Origin of the sequence: Rhodohalobacter barkolensis (genome assembly GCF_002834295.1) — a bacterium.
Taxonomy (GTDB): Bacteria; Bacteroidota; Rhodothermia; order Balneolales; family Balneolaceae; genus Rhodohalobacter; species Rhodohalobacter barkolensis.
Window position 1 is genome coordinate 487090 of record NZ_PISP01000001.1, and the last position, 16032, is coordinate 503121.

14 protein-coding genes are annotated in these 16032 nt (G+C 42.9%); 11 read left to right on the forward strand and 3 right to left on the reverse strand.

Translation table 11 applies throughout. From position 1 onward, the window contains the following. Positions 1-33: 33 nt before the first annotated feature. The gene (locus CWD77_RS01945) at positions 34-276 is read left to right on the forward strand and encodes a hypothetical protein (protein WP_101071543.1); all 243 of its coding nucleotides are present in this window, start codon (positions 34-36) and stop codon (positions 274-276) included. Between the two features lie 143 nt (positions 277-419). Further along, the gene (locus tag CWD77_RS01950; RefSeq protein WP_101071544.1) at positions 420-1082 is read left to right on the forward strand and encodes a hypothetical protein; all 663 of its coding nucleotides are present in this window, start codon (positions 420-422) and stop codon (positions 1080-1082) included. Positions 1083-1145: 63 nt separating this feature from the next. Here the strand turns inward: CWD77_RS01950 and CWD77_RS01955 are convergent, their stop codons facing one another. Then, positions 1146-1355 (reverse strand): hypothetical protein, encoded by a 210-nt coding sequence (locus CWD77_RS01955; RefSeq protein ID WP_133120148.1) that lies wholly within the window; start codon positions 1353-1355, stop codon positions 1146-1148. A 363-nt stretch (positions 1356-1718) separates the two neighbouring features. Here CWD77_RS01955 and CWD77_RS01960 point away from each other — a divergent pair, with 363 nt between their 5' ends. The 4 genes from CWD77_RS01960 (at position 1719) to CWD77_RS01975 (ending at position 4873) form a co-directional block, all read left to right on the forward strand. Continuing rightward, positions 1719-2807 carry a TlpA disulfide reductase family protein gene (locus tag CWD77_RS01960; protein WP_276307515.1) on the forward strand — a complete coding sequence of 363 codons (1089 nt, stop codon included), beginning with the start codon at positions 1719-1721 and terminating at the stop codon, positions 2805-2807. 128 nt (positions 2808-2935) lie between these two features. Beyond that, on the forward strand, positions 2936-3301 hold the full coding sequence (locus CWD77_RS01965) for a DUF2200 domain-containing protein (protein WP_101071547.1): 366 nt from the start codon (positions 2936-2938) through the stop codon (positions 3299-3301). A gap of 86 nt (positions 3302-3387) precedes the next feature. Continuing rightward, on the forward strand, positions 3388-4221 hold the full coding sequence (locus CWD77_RS01970) for a sterol desaturase family protein (RefSeq protein ID WP_101071548.1): 834 nt from the start codon (positions 3388-3390) through the stop codon (positions 4219-4221). 25 nt (positions 4222-4246) lie between these two features. Then, positions 4247-4873 (forward strand): class I SAM-dependent methyltransferase, encoded by a 627-nt coding sequence (locus CWD77_RS01975; protein WP_101071549.1) that lies wholly within the window; start codon positions 4247-4249, stop codon positions 4871-4873. Between the two features lie 667 nt (positions 4874-5540). Here CWD77_RS01975 and CWD77_RS01980 read toward each other — a convergent pair. Together CWD77_RS01980 and CWD77_RS01985 are read right to left on the reverse strand one after the other, a co-directional pair. Then, positions 5541-6986, reverse strand: coding sequence for a histidine kinase dimerization/phosphoacceptor domain -containing protein (locus tag CWD77_RS01980; RefSeq protein WP_101071550.1), 1446 nt, complete (start codon positions 6984-6986; stop codon positions 5541-5543). 172 nt (positions 6987-7158) lie between these two features. Then, positions 7159-8691 carry an alpha/beta hydrolase-fold protein gene (locus CWD77_RS01985; protein ID WP_165779051.1) on the reverse strand — a complete coding sequence of 511 codons (1533 nt, stop codon included), beginning with the start codon at positions 8689-8691 and terminating at the stop codon, positions 7159-7161. 698 nt (positions 8692-9389) lie between these two features. Here CWD77_RS01985 and CWD77_RS01990 point away from each other — a divergent pair. The 5 genes from CWD77_RS01990 to CWD77_RS02010 are packed head-to-tail and all read left to right on the forward strand — an operon-like array spanning position 9390 to position 16030. After that, entirely contained in the window at positions 9390-11159 is a 1770-nt protein-coding gene (locus CWD77_RS01990; RefSeq protein WP_101071552.1) for a metallophosphoesterase, read from the forward strand. 23 nt (positions 11160-11182) lie between these two features. Next, positions 11183-13525 (forward strand): GMC family oxidoreductase N-terminal domain-containing protein, encoded by a 2343-nt coding sequence (locus tag CWD77_RS01995; RefSeq protein WP_101071553.1) that lies wholly within the window; start codon positions 11183-11185, stop codon positions 13523-13525. A 23-nt stretch (positions 13526-13548) separates the two neighbouring features. Next, positions 13549-14580 carry an alpha/beta fold hydrolase gene (locus tag CWD77_RS02000; protein ID WP_101071554.1) on the forward strand — a complete coding sequence of 344 codons (1032 nt, stop codon included), beginning with the start codon at positions 13549-13551 and terminating at the stop codon, positions 14578-14580. Positions 14581-14616: 36 nt separating this feature from the next. Further along, positions 14617-15504, forward strand: coding sequence for an acetoacetate decarboxylase family protein (locus CWD77_RS02005; protein WP_101071555.1), 888 nt, complete (start codon positions 14617-14619; stop codon positions 15502-15504). Positions 15505-15535: 31 nt separating this feature from the next. After that, positions 15536-16030, forward strand: a complete 495-nt coding sequence (locus CWD77_RS02010; protein ID WP_165779052.1) for a DUF1772 domain-containing protein — start codon at positions 15536-15538, stop codon at positions 16028-16030. Positions 16031-16032 lie beyond the last annotated feature (2 nt).

A 16032-nucleotide genomic window follows, 5' to 3' on the forward strand; every position in this document is an offset into this window, starting at 1 on the left:
ACTGTTAGGCTTCCCTAACTCAATCAAGTTTATATGACAATTAAGCAAGCATTTGATAATAAAATATTCCTAACCGGTTTTATGTTGCTGGTTATAGGTTCAGGTCCACTTTTGGTCACTTTGTTAGCTGCTAAACTTGGTATAACAGCCGATCCTAACCCCAATCCTGTTTTCTTGGGAATGATGGCTATGTTTACTTTTTGGCCCGGTCTTTTATTAATGGGAATTGGCATGTATAGGGAAAAAATATCCTGTACTGAAAATAACCGGAGTTAAAATATCATCGTAATTCTAAATACGGACGGGATTTGCCATTCCCCTGCCTCTCTTTTATTTGTTAGTTAATCTTTCATGTGTAACGAATTCTGCATTCCGGTAATGCGCAATGCCGTTAAGTTTCAATATTTAAAAAATACTATATGAATTACTCCAAGGTTAAGAAGATATTCCTTCGCGGCTTTATAGGCTTTCTTGTGTTAACTGCTCTCGTCGCAATTTTCGCTGTTTTCAGTGATTCGTTCGGAGAAACCCAAAAACGTATTCTGGCCACAACCTTCACCATTTCGATAGCCAGTATTTGCGCCATGGCTTGTGCAGCGTTCATTGAACGTCGAAGTCTGGTTTGGCTGGGAACGGCCGGTATAGCATGTTCCGCATTAGCAGGTGTGTTGCTGTTATCAGGTATTTGGAATTTATTTGTGAATGATTTTTCTTTTAAGATTACAGCAACATTCATTACGATATCTATAGCTTTTGCCCACGCATTTCTTCTTGCTCTACCGGAGCTTGACAAACGGCATAAATGGATTCAACCGGCTACTGCTACAACAATCGGCCTGTTGGCTATTCTAATAATAGTGGTGATGTGGTTTGAAACCGAAAGTGCGATCTTTTTCCGATCCATTGCAGTGTTAGCCATTTTAACAGGATTAGAAACCTTAGTCATTCCAATCCTATTGAAATTGGGAGGGAAAGAAAAAGAGCAAGCTCAGGAACTCCACCTAACTCTGGTTGATGGGAAGTACTATACAAATGCAGCCGGGGATAAGTATGAAGTCAAAGCATTAAATTCTACTGAATAATTACCTATATCCATGAGTTAGTTGATCTTTCATTTTAAAGCTAATTCGCCGGTCAGGCGCGGTTTAATCCTCTTTCGTGCAGTACTCTAAAATATCCAGTTGAGCCAGGCGGATGTTCGCAAACTGCTGATAAAATGAGTAAGGGATTCCATCAGAGACTCTTCCAGGATCCTCAAAATTGATTTTCTTCAGTACGGTTTCGATCGGTGAAAACGCCTGACCGCCTCTAATGTGGCTGACAAGCTGCTGTTTTAACCCGGTTTGATCACTCATATTGTGAATGTTTTTGTTGTCGATTGTCCTATCAATAAGAAACATGAGGTTTATCTCCTGAGTTCGGTTTTGTCTTTCACAGTGTTACAGGATTGGCAATGGTTGTTACCGGACTTTAATGAAAGAAGTTGTACTTTGTGGCCACAACACATGACCGGCAAACTGTTAACCACCTACTCAAACACCTCTTATGAACTATAGTAGTCCACTATTTGTAAGAAGTTATTGAGTACTGTCATCTAATATAATTGTATTCGGAAATTCTGATCTCTTCTTGTAAGCTCATATTAGACATAACATCAATCGTTTAATCTAAACATTGTGATATCTAAAACGTTTTTCTTTATCCTGTCACTTTCGGCCGTGTTGTGCATCTCGTGTACAACGGATTCAAATGAAACTGTATTTACCTTGGATGGGAATGTAAATAACATGGATATAGAGAATGTCCTGTTGTATCAGGCGAAAGGACTTAACGCCAATGAGTATGATATCGTGGATACCCTGTCGGTTGAGGCCGATGGTGTGTTTTCAGAGTCCTACAGCCTTGAACCCAACTTCTATCGGTTGATCATACACGACTCTCTTGAGGTTCCGTTTATTGCTGATTCCGGTCAAAATATTACGATGAATTTTCCTTCAGCAACGGATTACGAAATCTCCGGTTCACCGGATACGGAGCTTTATGAAGAGTATGAAGAGTTCCGGCTGGAGGTCTTGAACGATATCGTGATCCCGATCCGGTCTGAGCTGGAAGATATGCTGGCCGAGAATAATCCCGACAATGCGGAGAGAATTGAACGGCTTGGTGATCGGGTGCTTAGAGCGGAAGCGACCTACCGGGACACCCTTAGGTCTGCAGTTGAAAAGATGGGGACATCGATCGCGATTTATCCAACCATGGTCCGATGGGACGGTGACAGAGACATGGAGTTTTACGAAAATCTCGCCGCCGAATTTTCTGAGCGTCATCAAGGGCTGAGAGTCGCTGACCTTGTTTCAGAGAAAGTGAGAATACTGGAACAAGTTTCCATTGGGGGTGAAGTGGCAGAAATTGTGGCTCCCGATACATCCGGAGTGGAACAATCTCTTTATGATAATATGGGCAAGTACACCCTGATCGATTTTTTTGGGAGCTGGTGCGGACCGTGCAGATCAGAAAGCGCCCAGCTGGGCAGAATGTATGATCGTTACAACAATTCCGGATTTGAGATTTTCGGGTTTGGTATTGAGTTTGAAAAGGAGAGGTGGATCGGGGCCATTGAGAAAGACAACAGAACCTGGGTCAACGTTTCCACGGTTGACGGCTACGAAAGTGATACCGCCAGAGAATATTCTGTAACGGCTCTGCCTAAGAATTTCCTTGTGGATGAGAACGGAATCATTGTGGCCAAAGATCTTCATGGCCGGGAGCTGGAAGAGAAACTTGAAGAATTATTTTCAGACAATTAACATTGCTGTAGTTACTACTGTAAATAATAAGAGAGAACGTATTATCAGAAAAATGACTCAGTCTTTTGGACATGGGTCAGGCAGAGTCACTGTTAAAGGGAAAGGAGAACTCATAAGGACCAACTCGTATGAAACCAACACCGAAACATAATGAGAGAATGGCAAACCTGACGTTTGCATCCGTATATCCGCACTATATCACCAAAGTCGAGAAGAAAGGGAGAACTAAAGAGGAGCTGCATCAGGTCATCGAGTGGCTGACCGGTTTTGATGATGATAAAATTCAAGAGCTCATTAATCGGAAAGTTACGTTTAAAGATTTCTTTAGTGAGGCTACTTTGAACCCGAATGCTCACCTCATTACAGGAGTTATTTGCGGGTATCGGGTAGAGGAGATCGATAATCCACTTACGAAACAGGTAAGATACCTCGATAAGGTAGTGGATGAGCTGGCCAGGGGTAAAAAGATGGAGAACATTTTAAGAAGTGAGTAACATTTTCTTGTACTGATATCATTAAATTGCGCGAGTCGCGTTTGGCATAGCATCTATCAAGCAGTCAACATTAATCCTAGTTCATCATGGAATCCATTTTAGACTCTCTTCAAGAAATCCAGGTTATCGCACTGGCGGGAGTACTGATCCTGCTATTCATCTGGGAGTCGCTCCATCCGTTTTATGCCTATTTTACCGAATCCTTTAAAGACAGGGGAAAGCATGTTTTTCGGAATTTGGTTATCGGAGCTATCAACGGACTGCTTGTGAGTGTGATTTTCGTCGGGCTTTGGCTTTCGGCATCTGTCTGGGCAGAGGGGAATCGGTTCGGGATCATGCACTGGCTGCAGGATGCGACAGGGCTGCCTCTCTGGGCGCATGCCGCCGGAGCTATTCTCCTGCTCGATTTCTGGACCTACGCCTGGCATCGTATGAATCACGAGATCCCATTTTTCTGGCGCTTTCACAGCGTCCATCACTCCGATAATAAAATGGATGTCACAACAGCCAGCCGCTTTCATTTAGGCGAAATCTTTTTCTCATCTATATTTCGTATACCGCTGATTGCACTGTTTGGGGTATACCTGTGGGAGCTGGTTCTGTATGAAATTGTGATGTTTGCCGTAGTGCAGTTCCACCATGCCAATGTGGGTCTGCCGGAGAAGTATGACCGAATATTGCGAACAATCATCGTAACACCCAACATGCACCGCGTACACCATTCGCGCTGGCAGCCGGAAACCGATTCCAACTACAGTTCGCTCTTCTCAATCTGGGATCGGCTGGCCCGGACGTTTCGGTTGAACCCAAAACCCGAGACGATCAAACTTGGACTCGAACAATTCGACAGTGAAGAAGATCAAACTGTAAAAGGAATGTTCAAAACACCGGTTAAAAACCCGGCAAGGGATGAAAGTTAAGTATTAAATTTCAGCATTCGAGATTATGGATTCGATTCAGGTATACAATCAGAAAAGTGATGAGTACGACCGGTGGTTTGATGAGCATCCGGTCTTTTTTGAATCTGAGTTAAAAGCGCTGAAAAAGGTAGTTCCGTTAAATAAGTTCGGAGTTGAAATTGGGATAGGAACAGGTCGGTTCGCCGAAAAATTGGCTGTCGACCGCGGACTTGACCCTTCCGAAAGTATGGCGAATATTGCAGAATCCAGAGGTATTAAAACACTCATTGGGAAAGCAGAAGAGATGCCTTTCAATGAGAATAGTTTTGACTACGCCGTCATGATTACCGTCGATTGTTTTCTGGAAAATATTCCTAAAGCATTTCAGGAAGTAAAAAGAATTTTGAAGCCCGGCGGTGTGTTTATCATTGGAATGATCAATAAGAACAGTGTATTGGGGCAGACCTATCAGAAAAGAAAGCATTCCAATCCATTTTACAGACATGCCACATTTCACTCACCTGAAGAGTTAACCGTGATTTTAGAAGATGCCGGATTTAAGAGTTTTGAATATTGGCAAACCTTGATCACTGCCTCCGAAACAACTCCGAAAGAACCTGAGAGAGGATACGGAAAAGGTGGGTTTGTGGTCTTAAAAGCAGTATCCGGGTAACTTAAACCGGTTAGGCATCTACCAGATCTAAAAATTTCTACACCCATCTTTCTGCTTAAAATGATGGAGAAAATCCTCTCTTAGGGTGATATACAGACTCCGGTAACTCCGGGGACTCTAAAGCAGTAAAATGCCGTCATATAAAGTGGTACCGCTTGGGCTTTTCTATAAAGATGAGTTTATAGGAGTTGCGATTGCTTCATATCAGAAATGATTAATCAGTGGGATTATCACGAATGTGATCTGCCTCGGGAATATGCACGTTACCCAAAAAGGGACCGGGAAAATTTTTCTGAAAAAACTGGGAGAATGGGTAGCCTAGAAAGTCAAAAACCGTCCGGAAGTAAAATATCTGTATGGTTATGTGATGCAGGATAACCGGGCGGGCGAACGGATTGCCAGGCTGGGAGAACTCGATTAAAAATTGTGTGGGACAATTTCTATGTTTACGCTCCTTACACTCGTCCGTCGAGATTGGGTCTCGTCTGACGACTTTGGGAAAGTCGAGGCTATGAACTCCAAATATTCAGTCGTCGGACGAGTATCGGGTTTTGCAATAGTGACTTCACTGTATTGGACTGTGCTCAAACCATTCGACAGTCGAGTGTTTTGTGGTAGGGAAGAGGTTTTGAGGTGATTCCACTCGTCGGTCGAGATTGGGTTTTGCTTATTCAAAAGTAAAAGAAAACGAAGTTCCATGTTCATAAGAATGAACCTGCATGTCTGCGTCAAGTTGTTCTGCAAAATTCTGGATAAGAATGGTTCCCAAACCTTCTCCCTGTATCTTACCGAATTCACCGGGCAGACCAGGACCATCATCAGAAATACTGAGTCGAATATTTTCACCCTTTTTCTTCAAGACGATGCTTAGAACTCCTTCATCTTTGTCTGCAAAGGCATATTTAAAAGCATTTATCACCAATTCATTAACCAATAATCCACAAACAACGGTTTTATCAACTGAAAAAGTGACTTCATCTAAGTCAAAGTCCAGCCGTACCTTTTGTTTTTCGTTTGTATAGGTTTGATGGATGGTTGTAACGAGATCCTTCAGATAATGATCGAGTCGAACAGTCTGGTACTTCTGTGTTTGATATAATTTTTCATGAATCAGTGTCATAGAATTTATCCTGCTTTTGCTGTTCGATAAGCTCTTTTCAACGGCAGGATGATCAGCCACGCTAATTTGCAGATCAAGAAGGGCTACAATTTTAGCAAGGTTATTTTTAACTCTATGGTGTATTTCCTGCATCAGAATCTCTTTCTCCTCCAATGCAACAGAAAGTTCATTCGTCTTGGATTTTACCTGCCTTCTGAGTACAAAAATCCATCCAAAAATTAAAACGAAGGAAGCGATTCCAAACCACCCTAAATAGCTTAAGTATTTTCGGGGAAAGCCCAGTGCTTTAATATCATCGGTGGTGCGTGGCATTATATGATAGATAACGGTGCCACTGGTTAGAAAAACAAATTTGCCAAGTATTCCTGAAATTTCAATTTCATCCCCTATACTCAATAACTCCAAATTAAACTCATCTTTTAATCTGTGTGATTGTGATATATATACTTCTGAAATATGCTCAGTAGAATCGTTAATGGAAATTTTGAGTCCCCTGTAACCGGAACTGGCATTTTTTTGTGAGACCACCGCACGCCCTTGCACCAACATTCCCAGGTAATTTTCCGGATTTGGTGCAACCCGGGATAGTGTTTTTGGAGTTGGAACCCTGGGTGGGGCATCCACAACGTAAACGGTATCTGCTACGATTTCAGGTTTGTCGTAATACAGTTCCAGAGTCCCTTTTACAACTAAGCTGTCCCCTTCACTGATATCGGCTTTCAGTGTACCGCTAAACACCTGAATACCGGCGCTTTCATCCTGCATATAAACGGAAAGACGCTGTTCATTAAAAATGAGATTATCAACAGAAGCACGCCCGGAAATCACTACGGTTTGGTTGAGAAGATCAATGTTTCCATCTTCATCACGATCTGCAAGTGCTTCTGAAACGGAATAGATCGTTTGAACATCATCAATCTGCTGAGCAAGGAGGGAACAGTTACATAAAAAAAGTAAAACAAGGAATATTACTGCTGATCGTGTTACCGTCATATCAGATAATCCTTTTGCAAAATGAGGTTTGTCATTTTCTTAAAGAGTAAATATTAAAACAATTGCCTGTGTCTGTACTAATATTATTTACCAGGAAGATAAATTTTATCCTCGCCTTTCGTTATTATAATAACTTCATACTCAGGGCTTAGAGAGTTTTTGATTGATCCAATTACTGCTCCATTTCGCCTAATCTTTCCTGAATCTGCATTAATACGGTTTTATTGGAAAACTGATCGCAATGACCGGCCATGGGAGTAAAGATGACTTCCGCATCCGATACCGGTTCCTCCGTATTTTTCAGGAACTCATCAAAAGCACGTGTTGACGGGTTGAGATAGAACTGATCCATATCACCCATCCAGATAAAAATTTTACCCTGCAGTTTTGGCCCGAGCGTTGACCAGTTCTCCTCCGCATATATTTTGAAATCGTATTTCTTCCAGTGTTCAGCAACTTCCCGGTCTATCTCACCTGTTGTGGGGTGAAAGAGCGGTTTGGGAAGTCCGTTCTCGCCACGTGGACTATAAAGGGCCGTGTGGGCGCTGAACTGCCCGCCGGAATTGAGATAGGTATCAGAGTCTCCGAGTGTGTTTTCGTAGGCGATGAAGTCACGCAGTGAGATCATAGGTTCACCTACTGTGCTTCTCATCACCGGCCGTTCGTAATCGAATTCATTGATGAAAGCATTTTCATCCTCATAGATGTTGATCAGCTGATAATTTTCAAACTCGATGGCATCAGGACTGTAGGAAAATACACCATTGAAGTGGTCGGGATAGTAAAGCTGGAGCCCAAGTGAGACCCATCCGCCGGTGGAACAACCATCTACAAAACGTGTGTTTGCTGAATCGGTGCCCCTGTATTCCGATTCTATGTGCGGGATCAGCTCGTAAATCAGCGCGTGACCGTAAGGCCCGCTGTTTTCGGAATCCATTTGGTATGAATCACCAAAAGGCCCTTCTCCGTCTAAAAACACATTGATTACCCGTGGCCCCTCATCACTTTGCCACCAGTCAGTGAAATCAGCACTGTTTAACAAATTATTAACTCTCGTGTACCTGCCGCCATATCCCGCCACATTGTATCGGATGGGGTAGGATTCAGATGAGTCATAATTTTCAGGCAGAAGCACGGAAGCCTTCAGATGTACCGGCTTATCCCACCAGGCTGAAAGTGTGTCACTTTGGAAATCGACCAAATGTAGTAAATCAGATTCAGCAAGCTCCCTTTCGGCGATCACTTGATTTATGGTGATGTCTACCTCTATTGAGTTTGAAACTGTAATTTTCTGTTTTTCTGAATAAAGGTTGCCCGGAGCATTAATTCTTGATTCGCTTTTATCCTGATCCCATAGAATCTGAATGTTATACTCACCCTCCGGAACGTTTTCAAAAGTCCAGTCGGTCGTTTTTGTCCAACCCTCATTCGGAGCAATTGTAATACTGCCATCCGGACTTAAGTCGGTTCTGTTTATTGCAAAGATATGGCTCATTCTTCCCGGGTACGGCCAGATTTGATCCATTGGCTCCACCTCGAGATTCTGATTCAGAAAAACGTATAACCGTCCATCAGCTTGAAAAGACTCTTTAACGTCATCTGAGACCGTCAGGTTTACTTTAACCGTGTGACCTTCGTTTTGACTACTGGAGGTACAACCCGATATAAGAAGAAAAAGGAGAAGTGCAGGTATAAAGTTTTTCATTGGGGCTATCATTAGGTGATTAAAGAAGAAGATTTTGAGACTCATTATCAATAATGTAGTTAATAATTCCCCTTTTGTTGTAAATATATGATACTGAGATCTGCGAAGGGGGGATGCGTCAAGATTGGAAAACGTTTAAGATTTCTTTGGGAATGAGATTCCTTTCTAAAATTTTAGTCAAAAATCTATTAAAGAGACTCGATAATACGATCCGGCCTGTTCTGTTTGGCTAGCAATCGTTTCAGTTTTTTAGAAGTGATGTTTAAACATCATATTCACAAATATTGAGAGTGATTTATAGATACTCTCGCAACAGAGTATGCTCCTTACGATATCTGCAACAAGATCAGCTAATTAAGTATTGAGCGATTAAAGAAAAAATATATTAGACTCAATTGTCCAAATGGAAAGGATCTGTTCTGAAGTCAGAATTTTATCTTGATATATGATTTAGTATAGTTACCGTATACGCTGTATTTAATATCATGAGTAGGAAATCTGTATAAGATTTATTAATGTTAAAAATGATTTTTTGAAATATTGTATAAAACAATAGAAAGTATAGATTGGGGTTTTGAAATAGTCAAAGAGAATTCATTGTTTTAAGTGTGGTGGATCAGATTCTTAGTATCTGAAAAAAGAAGGGATCAAACATTGTGTTTAAATAGATAGAGAATGATAAAATCATTGGGGAATCTATGAATAGCGGGGAAGTTTCTAATCAGGAAAAGAAAAAAGTAGACTCGTTAGACTTTCGCAGGGAAAAAATGGTGGACTGGTTTAGTCCGTCACAACTTGCGAAAACAGGTCTCCAGGCGGTAGTGTCTTCAGTTTTTGGGAATTATGCTGATAAAAGAGAGACACAGGCCGCACTATCCAACGATGAAGAGTCGCTAAAACCGTATGATTTTTCCGACCGCGAGGAGATCTGGCTGGATTATGTGAGTGATTTGGGATCCGGCTGGAATTCAACCTACAGTGTTGCCTACCTATTGGGACGAAAAGAATTAAATATTCAAAGCTTTAATGGAAAAGATTACGATTTAAAGAGAGGTGATATCCTGGTTATGGGCGGTGATGAGGTTTACCCGGTTGCTACGCCCGAGGAGTACAAAAACAGGTTAGTTGGCCCGTACCGTTCTTCACTGTCAAGCGTGCAAGATTCAGATAGTGCCCCGACACTTTTTGCTATTCCGGGAAATCATGACTGGTATGACGGACTTTCCAGTTTTATGAAACTCTTTTGCCAGCAGAGATGGATGGGGGGCTGGAAAACCAGACAGAACCGAAGTTATTTTGCGATTAAATTACCCGGTAACTGGTGGCTTTGGGGCATTGACATTCAGTTACATGCCGACATCGATAAACCGCAGCTCGACTATTTTGACCGGATGTGCGATCTCGCGAAAAAAGGGGATAATGTTATTCTCTGCACAGCCGAACCGTCGTGGTCCTATCAGGAGTACCAAAAAAGTGATAAACCCTACCAGAACCTTAAATTTTTTAAAGATCGGTATGCCTTAAAAGGGGAGAAGGAACTCAATTTTAGTCTGATTTTGGCCGGTGATTTACATCACTATGTCAGTTTCAGGGAGAAAGGCAGTGAAAACCCGAAGTGGAGAATTACAGCCGGCGGCGGCGGGGCATTTTTACATCCAACCCATCAAATACCGGACACCCTGAATTTTGAAGATTCCGTGTACGAAAAGAGTCAGGCCTCGCCATCAAATAAGGAATCTCGCAGGATGGCGTTTAAAAATTTACTGTTTCCATTTATAAACGTACGATTTGGGAGCTTCTTTGCTCTTGTTTATATACTGTTTGGTTGGTTTGTAAGTGCCGGAAATTCAGGTTCACTCGTAACACAAATGGCCAGTTCAGGACTATCAGATCTGGGGGTTTTAATCCCATCACTTTTTATAACATTACTTGGCAGTCCGGGACTGAGCATATTTCTTGCCCTCATCTTTTTTGGAATACTCGCCCTGGCCGATACAAACCGGAAAAAACCACTCTCTTCCTGGATAGCCGGTATCATTCACGGTGCTGTTCAGGTTACCTTTTTAATTGCCGGACTCTGGCTTGTTGCCTATATCGTTAACGGAATAGCCGGAATTAATCCTCTTTCAGTTTGGGGAATTGTGCTATTCGCTGCTGGGATTGGACTGTCCGGTTGGCTGCTGAATGGTTTTGCAATGGGGATCTACTTGATGATCTGCATTTTAGTTTTAAAAACTCACGACACTGAAGCATTCTCTTCTTTCAGGGGAGAAGACTACAAAAGTTTTGTGCGCATGCATGTCAATTCTGATGGGTTGACAATTTATCCGATTACAATTCCCAAGGTATGCAGGAACTGGCAAGAAGTTGAAGAGAAATTTGAAGGGGAGGATCCTTGGTTTATTCCGGCAGATGAAGAAGAATTTAAATACAGTCTTATTGAAGATCCGATCAATATAAGGCCTTGAACATAAAATGAAGGGGAGAAAGTATGGATCGATTGTCACTACCGATCGAACAAATAAGGGACCATTACGACGTAATCGTGATAGGATCGGGATATGGAGGAAGTATCAGTGCCTCCAGGATGGCCCGTGCGGGTAAATCCGTCTGTTTGCTTGAAAAAGGCAGAGAAATTCATCCCGGTGAATACCCGGATAAAGAAACCAATGCCCATAAAGAGATGCAGATGGATATTGAGGGGAAGCATGTCGGTTCGGAGACCGGGCTCTACGATTTTCGATTTAATAAGCATATCAATGTTTTTCAGGGGTGCGGGCTTGGAGGCACTTCACTGGTAAATGCCAACGTATCACTGCCACCCGAGGAGTGGGTTTTGGAACGTGAGGAGTGGCCAAAAGCCCTTCGAAATGACCGTGAATTGCTTACCGAATGCCAGGACCTCGCACTGCATATGTTGAATGCATCTCCTTATCCGAGAAGCTGGCCTGTACCCGCAAAACTTAAATCAATGGAAATTGCATCCACAAAGTGGGGGAAGGATTCATTCTACAGACCGCCCATTAATGTTACATTTTCTGATGGCAAAAATGTTGTGGGAGTAGAGCAGAAAGCGTGTAATGGCTGTGGGGATTGTGTGACCGGCTGTAACTACCATGCAAAGAATACGACACTGATGAACTATTTGCCCGATGCCAGAAATCACAGTGCAGAAATTTTTACTGAAGTGGCTGTCGACCGAGTGGAACAGATGAAGGAGAAATGGTTGGTTCGGTACAAAGTAATGGGTACCGGCCAGGAAAAATTTGGTGATTCCACCAGTTTTATCACCGCGGATATTGTCATACTTGCTGCCGGCACACTGGGTACTTCTGAGATCATGATACGCTCCAAGAAAGAAGGCCTTCCGGTTTCAGACATGCTGGGAAAACGATTTACGGGGAACGGTGATTTTCTTGGCTTTGGGTATAACAATGATGTACGGTCTAACGCCATCGGGGCGGGTCACAAAAAACCGGATGCAGATGATCCGGTAGGCCCGTGTATAACGGGTATCATTGATCTTAGAAGCCCCGGCTACACAAATGGAAAAAAAAGTGAGGGAATGGTTATTGAGGAAGGAGTCATTCCTGGAGCCCTTTCGGCTTTTGTACCCTGGATGCTGACATTTGCCTCAAAGTTTACCGGAGATGATACAGACAGCGGTTTTCGGGATTTTCTAAGGGAAACATGGCGCTGGCTGGGATCCATCTTTAGAGGAGCCTATAAGGGAGCAACGGCAAACACAATGACTTACCTTGTAATGACGCATGACGACGGACAGGGAGAGCTTTACCTCAAGGATGAACGGCTTCGAATAGATTGGGATGATGTGGGCAAGCAGTCGATTTTTGAAAAAGTAAGTCAGAATCTTCGAAAAGTTACCAAAGAACTGGGTGGAACCTACGTTAAGAATCCGAGCTGGAACAGGCTCTTTAAACACCGTTTAACAACAGTGCATCCATTGGGCGGATGTATTATGGGTAAAGATGCTGAGAGCGGTGTGGTCAATCACAAAGGCCAGGTATTTTCGGGCAACAGAGGCAGCGATGTGTATGATGGGCTTTACATCAGTGATGGATCCATTATTCCAAGAACACTGGGCGTAAATCCGCTTTTAACGATTTCTGCGTTGGCTGAAAGAAACTGCAAATATATCGCCCGGGACAGAGGCTGGACAATTGACTACAGTTTCAATAATCAAGGACTGAATGGTTCAAAAAAGGAGGGAAAGGAAGAAGTTCCCGGTATTCAGTTTACCGAACGCATGACCGGTTATTTTGCTGTGGGTACCGATTCGTACGAAGCCGGATATGACAAAGGGGTGTTAGATGATTCAGCACTTTCCTTTGTACTTACCGTCCGCTCGAACGATGTTGAAAACATGCTGAATGATTCAAATCACCCGGCCGAGCTCTTTGGTTCGGTTCAGGCTCCGGCACTTTCCGATGATGATCTCACGGTAATGGAAGGTTTGTTTAACCTGTTTACCGAAGATCCCGAAGATGATGACATCCGGTATATGAAGTACAACATGAAGCTAAAATCGGAAGAGGGCAAAAGCTACTATTTCGAGGGATATAAAGTAATTCACGATGATCCCGGATTTGACCTTTGGGCCGATACAACGACTCTTTTTGTGACTCTCTATGACGGGGAAAATCCGGATGCACCGGTTTTGGGGAAAGGGATCTTAAAGATAAAACCGGATGATTTTCGAAAGCAGATTGGAACTGTGAAGATTACCGGGACAGACAAAAATATGGATCAACTGAAGTACAAGAGTAAGTTTATAAAGTTTTTCTCTGAAAATATTGTCGATGTATATCTGTAACAATTAGATGAGGGGTTTTTGTGATGGAAAATTATATAGAGCATACCGTACCCTTTAAAGCCGGAGACGGGCTTGAATGCAATCTGGTGAATGTAAAAGCCGAGGCTCATCCGCCAAAAGGTCCAGTTTTGGTTGTACACGGAGCCGGTGTGAGAGGGAATATTTTCAGAGCTCCGGTAGAGACCAATTTTGTGGATTACCTGGTTCAGGAGGGGTATGACGTCTGGCTTGAAAACTGGCGCGCAAGTATCGACCTGGAGCCAAACGAATGGGATCTGGATCAGGCCGCCAAATATGATCACCCCAAAGCGGTTGAAAAAGTTGTGGAAGAAACCGGGTACGATCAGATAAAAGCTGTTATCCACTGTCAGGGTTCAACCAGTTTTATGATGTCGGCGGTTAGTGGTTTGGTGCCGCAGGTCAAAACCATTGTGAGTAATGCTGTTTCGCTTCATCCGGTTGTACCGGGCTGGTCGAAAGTGAAGCTTAGGTTAGCTTTACCGCTTGTTGGCCTAGGAACACGATATCTGAACCCACAATGGGGAATTAAAGCCGAGGGATTTATGCCTGAACTGATTCGAAGGGTGGTGGAGGCTACCCATCATGAGTGTGATAACGGAGTGTGTAAACAGGTCAGCTTTACTTATGGAAGTGGATTCCCGGCCCTTTGGGAGCATGAAAACCTCAACGAAGAGACTCATGAATGGCTGAAAGATGAATTTGCTGAGGTGCCGATTCGGTTTTTTAACCATATCAAAAAATGTGTAGCGAAAGGCCATCTCATTGCCAACGGCGATGAAACCGGACTGCCGGATGATTTCGAGATGGGAAAACCTCAGACCGATGCCCGATTTGTTTTTTTTGCAGGTGAGAAAAATCGCTGTTTTTTGCCTGAAAGCCAGGTCCGGACATACAACTATTTTAATAATCATGAATCAGACCGGCATGCCCTTCATCTGCTGCCAACATACAGTCATCTGGATGTGTTTATGGGCAAAGAAGCGGCTAAAGATGTTTTCCCTCTGATGGTGCATGAACTTGAAAACGAAGGTTAGAAAAGTGAATCAATAATAATTATAGAGTAGATCAATATGGGTATTCCGAAACGGATTAAGCGATATGCAGGACGTTATGCACTGGTAGATGGAATCCCGTATGAAATGCCGGTAAGCGCCAGGAATTCTCCGGCATTGATGGCGGGATTTACCTGTGACTGGGAAAAGGCAAATGCACTGTTGCCCGGAAATGAGGTACACGCACTGCAACTTCCAAATGGCAAAGCGACATTGTTAGTTACCGTTATCAATTACGTTGATACCAGTATTGGAAAATATATCGAGTATAGCATCGCCATAGGTTGTACACGAGGGCCAAAACCTGCTCCTCGGATTTTAAACGCACTGCTGATGAAAAAATATGGAACAGGACAATATATTTTGGACCTGCCGGTGAGCTCTGAAATTTCAGTAAAAGGGGGAAAGGGAATCTGGGGTATGCCCAAGCACAAAGCAAACCTCGACTTTAAAGTCACCGATAATTCTGTCAGTTCGCAATATGAAAAAGATGGCAAGTTTGCATTTCGAATAGAGATGGAGAGGCCAAAATCTCCATCATTCAGGCTTAAAATTGGTGCGACCAACTACTGTAGGTTCAGAAATATGCTGATGGCTTCCTACATCTATTTTAATACCAAGGCCGGGGTAAATCTGTTTGGAAAAGCCAAAGCCAAACTGTTTATAGGGGATCACCCCAATGTCGCAATTCTCAGAGACATTGAAATTAATCCCGATCCCTACTTCACTCTTTTTATGCCGGCGGCCAACGGCGTTCTGGATGATCATTTTGACTGCTGGTTTATGACCTACGACGCCCCTCCGAAATCTATGCCGGAAGGGTTGGAGAGCATCATCGACCTGGGGTTGGATGAAACGTGGCTGGAGCCGCCTTCAATAACAAATTATGAAGAGTTCAAAATTTAACACTTTGCAAATCAGGAAAACCGGAGAACCAATGAAGCGATTACTGCTAAAGATCAACAAGGGGTTGTTATTTGCCTGTGTATCCATGTATTTCGGAACAGGGTGGTCACTCATATTTTTTTCGTTACCCTCGGTAGCTTCTCTGACTCCGGAAAATTATTACCAACAGTTTGTCCCACCTATAACCAGAGCTACTGATTTTTTCACCTATATGACTATTCTTATGATGATATCTGCTATCATTATTATTGTAGAGGAATGGAAATCAATTAGAAAATGGTATCCAATAGGAATTCTTGGAATGGTCATCGCAGCTACTTTACTCACCTCCTATTTCATTTTTCCATACAATGAACAGTTGGCTGCCGGGATAACCAGCCAGTTTGAATTAGATGAGGTTCTCAAAATCTGGCAAAACCTACATCTTGTACGAATGGGTTTTTGGACGGGTGAATGGCTGTTAATGCTACTCTATTTTTTCAGTATGATTTCGAGTAATTCAGATACGGTTCACCAAACTGAATAGAC

What these genes read in the sequence shown, in the direction of transcription:
- CWD77_RS01945 (WP_101071543.1), top strand. Translation starts at nt 34, where the DNA reads ATGACAATTAAGCAAGCATTTGATAATAAAATATTCCTAACCGGTTTT.
- CWD77_RS01950 (WP_101071544.1), top strand. Translation starts at nt 420, where the DNA reads ATGAATTACTCCAAGGTTAAGAAGATATTCCTTCGCGGCTTTATAGGC.
- CWD77_RS01955 (WP_133120148.1), bottom strand. Translation starts at nt 1,355, where the DNA reads ATGAGTGATCAAACCGGGTTAAAACAGCAGCTTGTCAGCCACATTAGA.
- CWD77_RS01965 (WP_101071547.1), top strand. Translation starts at nt 2,936, where the DNA reads ATGAAACCAACACCGAAACATAATGAGAGAATGGCAAACCTGACGTTT.
- CWD77_RS01970 (WP_101071548.1), top strand. Translation starts at nt 3,388, where the DNA reads ATGGAATCCATTTTAGACTCTCTTCAAGAAATCCAGGTTATCGCACTG.
- CWD77_RS01975 (WP_101071549.1), top strand. Translation starts at nt 4,247, where the DNA reads ATGGATTCGATTCAGGTATACAATCAGAAAAGTGATGAGTACGACCGG.
- CWD77_RS01980 (WP_101071550.1), bottom strand. Translation starts at nt 6,986, where the DNA reads ATGACGGTAACACGATCAGCAGTAATATTCCTTGTTTTACTTTTTTTA.
- CWD77_RS01985 (WP_165779051.1), bottom strand. Translation starts at nt 8,691, where the DNA reads ATGAAAAACTTTATACCTGCACTTCTCCTTTTTCTTCTTATATCGGGT.
- CWD77_RS01990 (WP_101071552.1), top strand. Translation starts at nt 9,390, where the DNA reads ATGAATAGCGGGGAAGTTTCTAATCAGGAAAAGAAAAAAGTAGACTCG.
- CWD77_RS01995 (WP_101071553.1), top strand. Translation starts at nt 11,183, where the DNA reads ATGGATCGATTGTCACTACCGATCGAACAAATAAGGGACCATTACGAC.
- CWD77_RS02000 (WP_101071554.1), top strand. Translation starts at nt 13,549, where the DNA reads ATGGAAAATTATATAGAGCATACCGTACCCTTTAAAGCCGGAGACGGG.
- CWD77_RS02005 (WP_101071555.1), top strand. Translation starts at nt 14,617, where the DNA reads ATGGGTATTCCGAAACGGATTAAGCGATATGCAGGACGTTATGCACTG.
- CWD77_RS02010 (WP_165779052.1), top strand. Translation starts at nt 15,536, where the DNA reads ATGAAGCGATTACTGCTAAAGATCAACAAGGGGTTGTTATTTGCCTGT.